Here is a 12131-nt window from a genome sequence, read left to right as displayed (position 1 = left end):
GCCCGTGGCGGAGAATCTCCTTGGTCAGGTCTTTGCGCCGACGAAGCCCAACGAAGTCTGGACCGGTGATATCACCTATATTGCCACCGACGAAGGCTGGCTTTATCTGGCTGGTCTCAAGGATGTGTTTACCTGTGAGATAGTGGGTTATGCGATGGGAGAGCGAATGACCACCGGGTTGGTCAGTCAGGCGCTGTTTCGGGCTGTGCAGCAGAAGAGGCCACCCGTTGGGCTTATTCATCACACAGACCGGGGCAGTCAGTACTGTGCCAAGGCTTACCGGGCTCTCCAGGTACAATTTGGCATGCAGACCTCCATGTCACGCAAGGGGAACTGCTTCGACAATGCCCCGATAGAAAGCTTCTGGGGGTCTCTTAAAAATGAACTGGTTCACCACCATAGATTCGAGACGAGAGCGGAGGCCAAGGCAGCGATTCAGGAATACATAGAGATTTTTTACAACCGCCAGCGTCGGCATTCACGACTTGGCAATGTCAGCCCGGCGGAGTTTAACAAGAGGTATTGGAGAACTGCTCAGGCTGCTTGATCCGGGACTGTCCGATCTTGTCAGGACACCTCAAACTGCTCAGGCTGCTTGATCCGGGACTGTCCGATCTTGTCAGGACACCTCAGTTCAGCCCCTTTATCCGTTTCAGCCAATGGCACCAGACGATAACCAAGCTCGATGGCGACCGTATCGACTGGCGGCAAATCCTGCCACTCCAGTGCCTGCTGTTCAGGCTGAATCATTTGACGAGTCAGCTCTTGCGCTGCATCCAGATCCGGCACATTGACGGCTCGCTTGCTGACACTCCAACCTGTCCAGGCCAGTACAGCTGCGAAACTGAGGAATGCGAGCATCGGCATCCCGGGCACCAGACCCAGGATCAGCATGATGGTTGCAGAGGTATAGATAACGCGAGGCGATGCCAGGATCTGCTGACCAACCTGATCAGCCATCTCCCCCTCATCACTGACCCGGGTCACGATAATGGCCGCAGCAGTCGACATCAGCAGGGACGGGATTTGGGCAACCAGACCATCACCAATGGTCAGCAGCGCATAACGCTGGAAGGCTTCGGCAACGGGCAAGGCATGCTGGAAGATACCGATGGCCAACCCACCCACCAGGTTGATGATCAGCACCAGCATGCCAGCTATCGCGTCACCACGAACGAACTTGGAAGCACCATCCATCGCACCATAGAAGTCAGCCTCGCGCGCGATCTCCTCACGGCGAGCCCTGGCCTGATGCTGATCCATAGTACCGGCATTCAAGTCGGCATCGATGGCCATCTGCTTGCCGGGCATGGCATCCAGCGTGAAGCGGGCGGATACTTCCGAAATCCGCTCGCCACCCTTGGTGATCACCACAAAGTTGATGATCATCAGGATCACGAAGACCACCAGACCGACGACATAGTTGCCACCGATCACCACTTCACCGAATGCCTGGATGACCTTACCGGCCGCTTCATGCCCTTCGTGACCGTGCAGCAACACCACACGGGTAGAGGCCACGTTCAGCGACAGCCGCATCAGGGTGGCAACCAGCAACACGGTTGGGAATACCGAGAAATCGAGTGGTCTGCGGGCCGAGACGGATACCAGCAACACCAGTACCGCCAACACGATGTTGAAGGTAAAGAGCGCATCCAGCAGCCAACCGGGCAGAGGCAGGATCATCATGGCCAAAATGGCCAATAACATCAGCGGAATTGCGGTATAGGATTGGGTGAATACACGCCAGTTCACAACTTACCTCTCAGGTTGACGTAACTCGGGCGGTACATATAACGGGGCAAGAGGGGTCGGTTTCCTCCCCTTGCCTGCCTCATACGCCCTTAACTGCAATACATGGTTCAATACATAGGCAACTGCCGTGTACAGCCCTGCGGGGACTTCCTGATCCACCTTGGTCGAGTGATAGATGGCTCGCGTCAACTCAGGCAAGCTCATCACCATCTTGTCATGCTGCTTGGCAACCTGGCGGATCCGCTCGGCCATGCTGTCGACCCCTTTGGCAATCACGAAAGGGGCATTGGCACGAGCCGCATCATATTTTATGGCCACCGCATAATGGGTCGGGTTAACGATGATCACATCCGCCTGTGGTACCCGCTGTTCGATACGCGCGCGGGCAAGCATTCCTTGTACCTGGCGGATTTTGGCTTTGATTTCGGGACGCCCTTCGCTGTTCTTGTGCTCATCCTTGACCTCTTGTTTGGTCATCCTGAGCTGCTTGTTAAGCGACCAGCGCTGATAGGGCACATCCAGCACGGCAATCAGCATCTGAACGCTCCCCAGCAAAATAAATGCCTGGGAGAGGATCCGTAGCGCCTGCTCGAGGGCCGCCTGAGGGGGCATCCGGTTCATCATCAACAAGGAAGGCCATTGATGATTTAACATCAACGCCAGCGTGCCGCCGATCAGCGTCACCTTGAGCAGTGACTTCAGCAACTCCATCAGGCTGTTCTTGGAGAACATCCGCCCCAGTCCCTTCAAAGGGTTCATCTTCTCGCCACTGGGTAGCAGCTTTTTCCAGGTCAGCGCCATACCGCCCGGCACTATGCTGAGTAACACCAGCATCAGGGCCAGAAAGCCAAACAGGGGCAGCAGCACCCACAGCATGTTTATCAGCGCTTCCCCCAGCCAATGGATCATCATCTGCGGGTCACGGGCACCTTGCCAGTCAAAACGCTGCGGACGCTTCATCAACTCGGCAAAGAACTGGCCAAACCCCGGCACCATCCACTGCATCACCAACCCGCCAAGCAGCAGCAAACCGGCAGAACTGAGCTCTTTTGAGCGGGCGATCTGCCCCTCATCCCTCGCTTTCTGGCGTTTCTGGCTGGAGGCTTCTTCGGTTTTGTCCTGTGCGCTGTTCTGACTCATGCCGGGGTCAAGCCTCGCAGCTGTTCAAGCACATGGGTCACCAAATCCAGATAACGGGAGGGCACACCACTGATGGAGAGCGCCATGGTGAGCAACCCGAGCAACAGGGTCATGGGAAAACCGAGGGAGAAGATATTGAGCGAAGGGGCGGTCCGGTTCATCACCCCGAAGGTCAGGTTAACCATCAACATGGCAACAACGGCAGGCAACGTCAGCAACAGGGCGGCACCGATAGACCAGCCAAACAACCCGATCACACCTTTCATATCGATCAGATCCAGAGATGAACCCGGCGGCCAGCTACGCAGACTCTGCACCAGAATATCCAGTACCACCAGGTGGCCATTCAGTCCCAGAAAGAGCAATGCGCAAAACACCATCATGACCTGACTGATGATGGGGGCAGAATCCCCGTTGACCGGATCATTCATCACCGCCATCGCGAGCCCCATCTGCATGGAGAGGATCTGCCCCGCAGTGGTCATCACCATATAGAGCAGCTGGACACACAGACCAAATAGCAAACCAAACAGCAGCTGCTCCACCGCCAGGACCAGCGCACCGGCACTGAAAGGATCGACAACCGGCATATCCTTCATCATGGGGGCGAGCAGCAGGCTGATGATGAACGCCAGCATCAGGCGAACTTGCGCAGGCACCCGGGTATCCCCAAAGACCGGCATCACCCAGAATGCCATACCGATCCGGATAAACGGCCACCACCACTGGCCCAACCATGCGGTCAGGTCAGCAGCACTGAGGGACAGCAGCGAATTCATCCGATAAACCCGGGAATTTTAAGAAACAGATCCTGGAACAAGGTGGTTATCTGCGACAACAGCCAGTTACCCGTAAAGATAAGGGTCATCAGAGTCACGATAAAACGGGGAAGAAAACTGAGCGTCTGCTCCTGGATCTGGGTGGCCGCCTGAAAAATACTGACCACCAGTCCCACAATCAGGCCCGGTACAATCAGCACCGAGACCATGGTCACCACCAGATTGACCGCGCCACCAACCAGGGCAACGCTCTGCTCAGGGGTCATATCAGCCTCCCCCACCAAAGCTGGCAGCCAAAGTGCCGACGGTCATCGACCAGCCATCGACCAGCACAAACACCATCAGTTTGAAGGGTAACGAGATGATCAGCGGTGAGAGCATCATCATCCCCATCGCCATCAAGACGCTGGCGACCACCAAATCGATCACCAGAAAGGGAATGAACAGCATAAAGCCAATCTGAAATGCGGTATTCAACTCACTCAAGACAAACGCAGGCAACAGCACCCCGAAAGGCACATCCTCTTTGGCGACCGTTGTTGGTTCGCCAGAGATGCGCAGCATCTGCTCCAGATCCGGTTCACGGGTCTGGGCCAGCATGAATTTACGCAGGGGTTTTTCTGCCTTGGCGATCCCCTCTGACAGGGTTATTTCATTCTGGTCATAAGGGACAAATGCATTTTGATACATGTCCGTCCAGACAGGACGCATAATCACCACAGTCAGGATGAGGCTGATGCCGATCAGCACCCGGTTGGGAGGGCTCTGCTGCAAGCCAAGTGCCTGTCTCAATATGGCCAGTACGATGATGATCCGGGTAAAACTGGTCATCATCAGTAACAAGGTCGGGAGCAGACCCAGCAGGGTCATGAAGAAGAGGATCTGCAACTTGATGTTGTAGTCCTCGCCCCCTGAAGTGCCTGGCGATACCGAGAACAGGGTCATGTCCGCCCCCCAGCCGGGCAGCGAAAATAACAGCAGCGTCAGCAGCAGATAGCGCATCAGTCGTCCATGCCACCCAGCAGGTTGGTATCGATGACATCGACCAGGCGCAGACCATATTTGCCATTCACGACGACGACTTCGCCCTTGGCAAGCAGACGGCCATTCACCCGCACATCCAGCGGTTCACCTGCCAGCTTGTCCAGCTCAATGACAGCCCCCTCCTCGACGCGCATCAAATCGCCGAGCGGCACTTCGGTACTGGCCACTTCCAGCGTCACCTTGACCGGGATCTGGCGAAAGAAGGAGAGATCCCGTTGTTTGCTGCTACTGGTGGGGGCCAAGTAGTCTGCGGCGCTAGGCATGCTGATGTCGTCACCAAACAGTTGATCAAGTCCATCCAGATCCAGCGGATCATTCATATTGTGCTCGCTCATGATTCAATTTACTCCTCTACAACCGTCGCAACCTGATAGACCAGGCTGCCTTTGTGTTCTGCGATTCGTCCACTGAAGCAGGGACGGCTGCCAATCAGTGCTGGCACAACTTCAGGCAAGTCCAGTGACAGCACATCACCCACCTTGAGACACTCAAGATCCGCCAGCGTCATGGACAACTGGCCCATCACCACCCGCAGACGTACCGGGACATGAGTCAGAGCCTGTTCCAGCTGACCTTGCGGCAATGAATGACTGACCTGAGAAATGGACTCCTCGGGGGGAAGCAGCCACATCTGCCAGTGATGCGTGCAATTACCTGCCTGCAGGGTTGCCTGCGTGGTCCAGAGCTGACGGTGGGCGATGGAATCCCGCGGCACGACATGCAACTGCCACTTCAGATCCCCCAACCCCAGACAAGCACACCAGATATCAACCTGATACTGGCAAAGCCGCAATAACAGCCGCTGTTCGGTATCGGTCAACCCTTTGCCAGACTGAACATGCTCCTCTTTTTGCTGCAAGGTGCCGCCGAAAAAGAGGACCGCAAGACGATAGATGACCAGAGGTGCGATCGAGAAATAGACGGCGCGCTGCGGTTCAAGCGGACTTCTCGCTTCGACCCAGATATCAGCGCCATCAGTCTCTGTCGGACCGGAAAAGGCGAACTCGCCATAATTCAGTTCGCACTCCGCACTATTGAACAGCTGGGCCATACAACTCGCAGCTTGCAGGGAAAATGTGCTCAACTGGCCATTAACCTGCTTCAAACGGGCGTGGTTTAACCGCTCGACACCCAACAGATCATAATGAGGCAGGGTTCTGCCACGTTCTGCGCTAAGCAGCCGGGAAGGTGTGAGCATTGCGCTGCTTGATGACATTAATAATCCACCTTAACCATTTCATCTCGCCTTATTGCCACAGGGTCGCTCATCAGGACAGCAGTGTGATAGATACAGACAGTCCAGCCGACGTATATCGACCAAAAAGGGTGAGAACTTTATTACAAATTCCAGAAAGCCGCCATGCAGTGCATCTCGGCGTGAATAATAAAAATCCCGGTGCCGTTAGGCACCGGGATTTTAGCGTGACGGTTCACGCGGAATGAGGTCGGAGTCGGCCTGTAAGCCGGGTTCTGTACCGGGTTGCCCCGGGTAGCAATCATTCCTCTAGGCCAGCAATCGCTCGCTGGCTCAAGCAACCTACCCGCCCCCAACGCGGGCCGCGCCAATAGGGGCCTATTTGGTCTTGCTTCGGGTGGAGTTTACCGTGCCACGAACTGTTGCCAGTCGCGCGGTGCGCTCTTACCGCACCCTTTCACCCTTACCTGATCCCTTGCGGGCCATCGGCGGTCTGCTCTCTGTTGCACTGGTCGTAGGCTCGCGCCCCCCAGGCGTTACCTGGCACCCTGCCCTGTGAAGCCCGGACTTTCCTCCCCTCCGCCCGTCTGTCCCGAGGGACACAACGACGAAGCAGCGATTGCCCAGCCAACTCCGAGGCGCGGATTATAGCCTTGCGAGGCGCACGGGGTAAACCGGCAATTCCCGTTTACAGCCATTTATCGCGCTTTGGCCCCCGTTTACAGGCTGACTGATTGTCGATGCAGGGGATTGCGCAGGTCAAAAAACAGTCTGACGACCTATTAACCGACTAAATAGTGCTCGAGACCGTATTTATAGAGGGCATTCTTCTTCACACCGTGGATCTCGGCGGTCAGGGCGGCCGCTTTTTTCAGTGGCAGCTCAGTCACCAGCAGACCCAGAGTACGGATCGCCTCGGCTGGCAGATCCTCTTCTTCTTTGGAGGCGCCAGCCACGACCAGAACGATCTCGCCGCGGCAGCGGTTGTCATCCTCGCCAAGCCAGGTCAGCATTTCGGAAGCTGGCAGACCGTGGATCGACTCGAAGGTCTTGGTCAGCTCGCGGCACACCACCACCTGACGCTCACCGAGAATGCGAGCAATCGCTTCCACGGTATCCTGCACACGGCGTGGAGATTCGTAAAACACCAGCGAACGGGTATCTTCGATAACGGCTTGCAGGCGATCGTCACGCCCCTTGCTCTTGGCGGGCAGGAAGCCTTCAAAGGCAAAGCGATCGGTGGGCAGACCGGCCGCGCTCAGGGCGGTGATGGCGGCACATGGACCGGGCAGCGGCACCACTTTGACCCCGGCTTCACGACAGCGGGTGACCAAGTGATAACCGGGGTCGCTGATGAGCGGGGTGCCGGCATCGGAGACCAGCGCAACACTCTTGCCCTCTTTGATCCGGCCGATCAGCACATCGGCTTTCTGCTGCTCGTTGTGATCGTGCAGGGCGAAGGTCGGCACCGAGATTTGGTAGTGGCTGAGCAGGATACCGGTATGACGGGTATCTTCGGCTGCCACCAGATCGACACTGCGTAAAATGTCCAATGCACGCTGGGTGATGTCCGCCAGATTGCCGATCGGAGTGGGGACTATATACAGGGTTGGGATGTCACTCATGGGATCTCCGAGTGCCCCGACAATTGTGTCGCCATATTGGCCCGTTTACACTATGGGGAACTTCAACACTGGTCGGGGAATGAACTTGAACCGGGTTACAAAGCAGCTAAGTGTATCACGACTCTTCGGCATCATACTCGCGGCAGTACTGCTCGCCGCCTGTGCGTCGGAGCCCAATCAACCGTCAGGGCAGTCAGGCATGCCCTCTGCGTTTTCCAATCTGACCAAGAATGCCCAGTGGTATCTTGAGCAGGTGGATCCCGCCAAGCCGGCCGAGGCCTTTACCTGGCAGATGCTGGCGGCACGCAGCTATCTGGCGCTGGGCCAGGCCAAACCGGCCTCGGCACTGTTCCAGCAATTGCAGAAGCAGGCCAAGGATCCCGTTCAGAAGGCGCAGTTGCAACTGCTGCAAGCCCATCTGTTGCTGGCGCAAGGCCACGCCAATCAGGCGCTGATCCTGCTGGAAGGCAAACCCGAGGTGGCGCTGGATGCCGATACCCAGAAGGATTGGTATCGCCAGCGCGTGGTGCTGCAGCTCGACATCAATAACAAGTTTGGTGCCGCCAAGTCGTTGATTGCACTGGAGCCCTACCTCAATCAGAGCGAGCAGGCGACCAACCATCAGCAGATCTGGTCGTTGCTGAAAAGCATGACCCCCTCCACCCTGCAAGCGCTGGAAGAGGCTCCGGCCCCTGATGTGACCACCGGCTGGTTGCGACTGGCGGCACTGGTCAACGAGTTTGGCGCCCAGCCGAACTTGCTGGCCCGCCAGCTGGCAGGCTGGAAGCGCGACTTCCCCAACCATCCAGCCCAGAAGGATATGCCGGCAGGATTGGGCGATCTGGCGGCCACTGCCAGCACCTCGGTGCAACAGATCGCCGTGCTGCTGCCCCTCTCCGGCAATCTGGAGCCGCAGGGCGCCGCCATCCGTAACGGTATGCTGATGTCTTATAAGGAAAATCAGGGGCAATTCACCCTGAACTTCTACGACACCCAGAGCAAGTCAACCGGCGATCTTTATAAGCAGGCGATTCAGGAAGGGGCAGACATGATCATCGGCCCGCTGCTGAAAGATCGGGTCGAGGAGCTGCTCAAGGCCAATCCGACCGTGCCGGTACTGGCGCTCAACGAGCTGGACAAGCCGGTCGTCAACGACACCACCTACTACTTCTCCCTCTCTGCCGCCGCAGATGCCGCCCAGGCAGCCCAGTACCTTTACACCCAGGGCTACCGTAAACCGCTGCTGATCGCCGCCCAGGGTCGGATCGGTTACAGCAGTATCAAGGCTTTCGAGCAGAGCTGGGCCACCCTGAGCCAGGATAAGCCGGTGGTTGCCACCTTCGGTGCCCGCAACGAAGTACAGGGGATGGTCAAGAATGCCCTGAGCGGCCGCTCTACCGCCCGTGCTGGTGAAGTGGTGCAACTCTCTGATGCCGCACCGCGCAGCATCGATGCCGTTTATGTGGTGGCCAACAGCCTGGAAACCCGGATGATCAAGCCCTACGTGGATGTCTCGGTCAATCCGATGGGAAGCCTGCCCATCTATACCAGCTCCCGTGGCTACGACAGCGCCGCCACCGAGGTCGCCTCCGAGCTCAACGGCATGCATATCGCCGATATGCCGCTGCTGCTGGGCGGCTACGAGAAACAGCGCGAGCAGATCGCCCTGCTCTGGCCGCAGACTCAGGGTGACCTGCTGCGCCTGTTTGCCATGGGCTACGATGCCGTCAGCCTGGCTGAGAACCTGCAGCAGATGCGCAAGGTAGGCGGCATGCAGCAGGCCGGCATGAGCGGTCAGCTGAGCGTGGATGCCCAGGGCAATATCGTGCGGATGCTGAGCTGGGGTACTTACCAGAACGGCAAACTGGTCGACGAGAACGCCGTTCAGCAACTGGAGGAGCCCTCCAATGAAGGAACTATGGAAACGGATACGCCAGCAGTTGCCGAGCCTGTTCCCCTCACCAACGAGCAAGGGACAGCACTTTGAACAAGTCGCTGAACGCTGGTTGCAGGCTCAGGGCCTGCAACCGGTAGCTCGCAACTACCGCTGTCGTGGCGGTGAAATAGACCTCATCATGCACCAGGGCCAGACCCTGGTGTTTGTTGAGGTGCGCTACCGGGCCACCGGCAGCCATGGCGGGGCCGCCAGCTCGGTCACCCGCAGCAAACAGCACAAGATCATGCTGGCAGCGCGCCACTATTTGAAGCAACATGCCATCAACGAGGCCAATCAGGCCTGCCGATTCGATGTGATTGCGTTCGAGGGCGACCAGCCAGCCTGGATCCAGAACGCATTTTAAGAGGACCCTATGACTGACCGCATCAAAGAGAACTACACCGAAAGCATCCAGACCAAGATAGCCGCCGCCGAGGCGCTGCCGGATGCCATCCATACTGCAGCCCAGATGATCACCATCTGCCTGCTCAATGGCCACAAGGTGCTGGCATGCGGTAACGGTCCTTCTGCCGCACTGGCGCAACTGTTCATCTCCGAACTGGTCAACTGCTACGAGACACAGCGCCCCTCCCTGCCCGGCATGGCCCTGACCCCGGACATGGCAACCATCAGCGCCATCGCCACCGACCACGGTTTTGAAGAGGTCTACGCCAAGCAGATCCGCGCGCTGGGCCAGCCTGGTGACATTCTGGTGGTCATCACCACCTCTGGCCACAGCCGCAGCCTGATCAAGGCCGCCGAAGCTGCCCTCTCCCGCGACATGACCATAGTGGTGCTGAGCGGGGGTGACGGTGGCGAAATGGCAGGTCTGCTCGGCCCGAACGATGTGGAGATCCGTGTTCCCTCCGCCCGTCGCCCTCGCATTCTGGAAGTGAACCTGTTGACCCTGCACTGCCTGTGTGATCTCATCGACCAGACACTTTTCCCGCAACAGGAAGATTGAAACCATGAAAAAGCACACTATCCTGCTCGGTCTGCTGGTTAGCACCCTGCTGCTGCAAGGCTGCGCAGCCCTGGTTGTTGGCGGCGCCGCAGGGACTGCCAAGGCCTCTGGCGATCGCCGAACCCTGGGCGCGCAGTGGGATGACCAGACCATCGAGCTGAAAGCGGCCAATCTGCTGGCCGACAACAAACCCCTCAGTGCAGCCAGCAAGATCAGCGTCTACAGCAACAATGGCCGCGTCCTGCTGGTCGGACAGACACCTTCTGACGTTTACAAGATTGAGGCGGGCAAAATTGTCAGTCGCATCGAAGGGGTGCGCCACGTCTACAACGAATTGCGCATCGGCCAACCTGCCAGTTTTACCACTCGCAGCAATGACTCCTGGATCACCTCCAAGGTGAAAGCCGACATGTTCGGCACCAAGAACTTCGACAGCACCAAGGTCAAGGTGGTCACCGAGAACGGCGAGGTGTTCCTGATTGGTCTGGTGACTCGCCAGGAGGGAGAGCAGGCAGTCAACATCGCCCGCCATGTCACCGGCGTGAAGCGCGTGATCAAGGCCTTCGAATTCGCCCAGAACTAAGCCAACGCGGCATAAAAAAACGCAGCCAATCGGCTGCGTTTTTTATTTGATCACCTTCAGGGTCGGACGACCGCTTGGACGCGGCGGTTCCGGCTCAGGCTCCACCGGCGCTTCGGCCTGCTCCAGCCAGATATCGTAACCCGGCTCGGGCGGGAACATGGTGCCTACGCCGTTCTCCCGGGCATGGATAGCCAGTACGGCTGCCATCGGGATATAAACCTGCTGGGAGACGCCGCCAAAGCGGGCACTGAAACTGATGGCCTCGTTATCCATGTGAAATTGCATCACGGCTCGGGGCGCGATATTCAGCACAATTTGCCCGTCCTGAGCAAACTGCATCGGCACCATCACATGGGGAATGTTGACGTTGACCACCAGATGAGGGGTCAGATCGTTGTCCAGCAACCAGTCAAAGAACGCCCGTAACAAGTACGGGCGGCTCGGTGTCATTGTCGGTTCCATGCTCATACGCCAGCACGGATCTCGCGTTCGGCTTCGGTCAGGGAAGCCTGGAAGGACTCACGCTCGAACAAACGAACCATGTAGGCCTTCAGCTCTTTGGCGCCACGACCGGTCAGGTCGATGCCAAGGCTCGGCAGACGCCACAGCAGCGGTGCCATGTAGCAATCCACCAGACCGAACTCTTCGCTCATGAAATAGGGCATTTCACCGAAGATCGGCGCGATGGCCAGCAGGTTGTCACGCAGTTCGTTGCGTGCCGCTTCAGCATCGGTACCGGCCATGATCTTGTCGGCCAGGGAGTACCAGTCCAGCTCGATGCGGTGCATCATCAGACGGCTGTTACCGCGGGCAACCGGGTAAACAGGCATCAAGGGCGGATGCGGGAAGCGCTCATCAAGATACTCCATAATGATGCGCGAGGTGTAGAGCGCCAGCTCACGATCAACCAGGGTCGGTACAGAGTTGTACGGGTTCAGCTCGGCCAGCTCATCCGGCAGATTGGCTGGATCAACCTGGCAGATATCCACGCTAACACCCTTCTCCGCCAGGACAATACGCACCTGATGGCTGAACATATCGTTGGCACCGGAAAACAGCGTCATTACCGAACGCTTATTGGCAGCTACAGCCATTGAACCCTCCCGTCAT

13 protein-coding genes, 1 other RNA gene and 2 pseudogenes are annotated in these 12131 nt (G+C 57.7%); 5 read left to right on the top strand and 11 right to left on the bottom strand.

The window, feature by feature from the left end; translation table 11 throughout:
• Positions 1-547, top strand: a pseudogene (locus tag AB5Y97_RS02530) (IS3-like element ISAeme20 family transposase); the annotation flags it as partial.
• An 83-nt stretch (positions 548-630) separates the two neighbouring features.
• On the opposite strand, the pseudogene AB5Y97_RS02525 reads toward AB5Y97_RS02530, so the two are convergent.
• The 9 genes and pseudogenes from AB5Y97_RS02525 to rsmI form a co-directional block, all read right to left on the bottom strand.
• Positions 631-1755: pseudogene (locus AB5Y97_RS02525) on the bottom strand (FHIPEP family type III secretion protein); the annotation flags it as partial.
• Positions 1756-1758: 3 nt separating this feature from the next.
• The gene (flhB, locus tag AB5Y97_RS02520; RefSeq protein WP_100646895.1) at positions 1759-2895 is read right to left on the bottom strand and encodes a flagellar biosynthesis protein FlhB; all 1137 of its coding nucleotides are present in this window, start codon (positions 2893-2895) and stop codon (positions 1759-1761) included.
• Positions 2892-3674 (bottom strand): lateral flagellar biosynthetic protein LfiR, encoded by a 783-nt coding sequence (lfiR, locus tag AB5Y97_RS02515; protein WP_005336245.1) that lies wholly within the window; start codon positions 3672-3674, stop codon positions 2892-2894. Before lfiR ends, flhB begins: the two co-directional genes overlap by 4 nt.
• Complete coding sequence (fliQ, locus tag AB5Y97_RS02510) at positions 3671-3940, bottom strand: flagellar biosynthesis protein FliQ (protein WP_005336246.1); 270 nt, start codon at positions 3938-3940, stop codon at positions 3671-3673. Before fliQ ends, lfiR begins: the two co-directional genes overlap by 4 nt.
• Before the next feature lies 1 nt (position 3941).
• A complete protein-coding gene (gene fliP / locus AB5Y97_RS02505) occupies positions 3942-4676 on the bottom strand; it encodes a flagellar type III secretion system pore protein FliP (protein WP_368157213.1) in 735 nt (244 codons plus the stop codon).
• Positions 4676-5053, bottom strand: coding sequence for a lateral flagellar motor switch protein LfiN (gene lfiN, locus AB5Y97_RS02500; protein WP_019444828.1), 378 nt, complete (start codon positions 5051-5053; stop codon positions 4676-4678). Before lfiN ends, fliP begins: the two co-directional genes overlap by 1 nt.
• Positions 5054-5061: 8 nt before the next feature.
• Positions 5062-5934 carry a lateral flagellar motor switch protein LfiM gene (lfiM, locus tag AB5Y97_RS02495; protein WP_236319993.1) on the bottom strand — a complete coding sequence of 291 codons (873 nt, stop codon included), beginning with the start codon at positions 5932-5934 and terminating at the stop codon, positions 5062-5064.
• A 227-nt stretch (positions 5935-6161) separates the two neighbouring features.
• Positions 6162-6548, bottom strand: an RNA gene (gene rnpB / locus AB5Y97_RS02490) — RNase P RNA component class A.
• Positions 6549-6695: 147 nt separating this feature from the next.
• A complete protein-coding gene (gene rsmI, locus AB5Y97_RS02485; RefSeq protein ID WP_159162782.1) occupies positions 6696-7538 on the bottom strand; it encodes a 16S rRNA (cytidine(1402)-2'-O)-methyltransferase in 843 nt (280 codons plus the stop codon).
• 199 nt (positions 7539-7737) lie between these two features.
• Between rsmI and AB5Y97_RS02480 the strand changes: the two genes are divergently transcribed.
• Genes AB5Y97_RS02480 through dolP form a run of 4 tightly spaced genes read left to right on the top strand, consistent with a single transcriptional unit; the run spans position 7738 to position 11021 of the window.
• Entirely contained in the window at positions 7738-9525 is a 1788-nt protein-coding gene (locus AB5Y97_RS02480; protein WP_069554203.1) for a penicillin-binding protein activator, read from the top strand.
• Entirely contained in the window at positions 9446-9838 is a 393-nt protein-coding gene (locus AB5Y97_RS02475) for a YraN family protein (RefSeq protein WP_040068846.1), read from the top strand. Before AB5Y97_RS02480 ends, AB5Y97_RS02475 begins: the two co-directional genes overlap by 80 nt.
• A gap of 9 nt (positions 9839-9847) precedes the next feature.
• Entirely contained in the window at positions 9848-10438 is a 591-nt protein-coding gene (locus tag AB5Y97_RS02470) for an SIS domain-containing protein (protein ID WP_005336275.1), read from the top strand.
• Between the two features lie 4 nt (positions 10439-10442).
• The gene (gene dolP / locus AB5Y97_RS02465) at positions 10443-11021 is read left to right on the top strand and encodes a division/outer membrane stress-associated lipid-binding lipoprotein (RefSeq protein WP_005336277.1); all 579 of its coding nucleotides are present in this window, start codon (positions 10443-10445) and stop codon (positions 11019-11021) included.
• Positions 11022-11063: 42 nt separating this feature from the next.
• Here dolP and AB5Y97_RS02460 read toward each other — a convergent pair whose 3' ends face one another.
• On the bottom strand, positions 11064-11489 hold the full coding sequence (locus AB5Y97_RS02460; protein ID WP_005336278.1) for a ClpXP protease specificity-enhancing factor: 426 nt from the start codon (positions 11487-11489) through the stop codon (positions 11064-11066).
• Entirely contained in the window at positions 11486-12115 is a 630-nt protein-coding gene (gene sspA / locus AB5Y97_RS02455; RefSeq protein ID WP_005336279.1) for a stringent starvation protein SspA, read from the bottom strand. Before sspA ends, AB5Y97_RS02460 begins: the two co-directional genes overlap by 4 nt.
• Positions 12116-12131: the final 16 nt, after the last annotated feature.

The sequence above is a fragment of the Aeromonas sp. R10-2 genome, assembly GCF_040908445.1.
Classification (GTDB): Bacteria; Pseudomonadota; Gammaproteobacteria; order Enterobacterales; family Aeromonadaceae; genus Aeromonas; species Aeromonas veronii.
This window is presented reverse-complemented; position numbering and strand designations above follow the sequence as displayed.

Excerpts from the sequence above, each read along its gene's own strand:
- flhB (WP_100646895.1), bottom strand. The coding sequence starts at position 2,895 with ATGAGTCAGAACAGCGCACAGGACAAAACCGAAGAAGCCTCCAGCCAG.
- lfiR (WP_005336245.1), bottom strand. The coding sequence starts at position 3,674 with ATGAATTCGCTGCTGTCCCTCAGTGCTGCTGACCTGACCGCATGGTTG.
- fliQ (WP_005336246.1), bottom strand. The coding sequence starts at position 3,940 with ATGACCCCTGAGCAGAGCGTTGCCCTGGTTGGTGGCGCGGTCAATCTG.
- fliP (WP_368157213.1), bottom strand. The coding sequence starts at position 4,676 with ATGCGCTATCTGCTGCTGACGCTGCTGTTATTTTCGCTGCCCGGCTGG.
- lfiN (WP_019444828.1), bottom strand. The coding sequence starts at position 5,053 with ATGAGCGAGCACAATATGAATGATCCGCTGGATCTGGATGGACTTGAT.
- lfiM (WP_236319993.1), bottom strand. The coding sequence starts at position 5,934 with ATGTCATCAAGCAGCGCAATGCTCACACCTTCCCGGCTGCTTAGCGCA.
- rsmI (WP_159162782.1), bottom strand. The coding sequence starts at position 7,538 with ATGAGTGACATCCCAACCCTGTATATAGTCCCCACTCCGATCGGCAAT.
- AB5Y97_RS02480 (WP_069554203.1), top strand. The coding sequence starts at position 7,738 with ATGCCCTCTGCGTTTTCCAATCTGACCAAGAATGCCCAGTGGTATCTT.
- AB5Y97_RS02475 (WP_040068846.1), top strand. The coding sequence starts at position 9,446 with ATGAAGGAACTATGGAAACGGATACGCCAGCAGTTGCCGAGCCTGTTC.
- AB5Y97_RS02470 (WP_005336275.1), top strand. The coding sequence starts at position 9,848 with ATGACTGACCGCATCAAAGAGAACTACACCGAAAGCATCCAGACCAAG.
- dolP (WP_005336277.1), top strand. The coding sequence starts at position 10,443 with ATGAAAAAGCACACTATCCTGCTCGGTCTGCTGGTTAGCACCCTGCTG.
- AB5Y97_RS02460 (WP_005336278.1), bottom strand. The coding sequence starts at position 11,489 with ATGAGCATGGAACCGACAATGACACCGAGCCGCCCGTACTTGTTACGG.
- sspA (WP_005336279.1), bottom strand. The coding sequence starts at position 12,115 with ATGGCTGTAGCTGCCAATAAGCGTTCGGTAATGACGCTGTTTTCCGGT.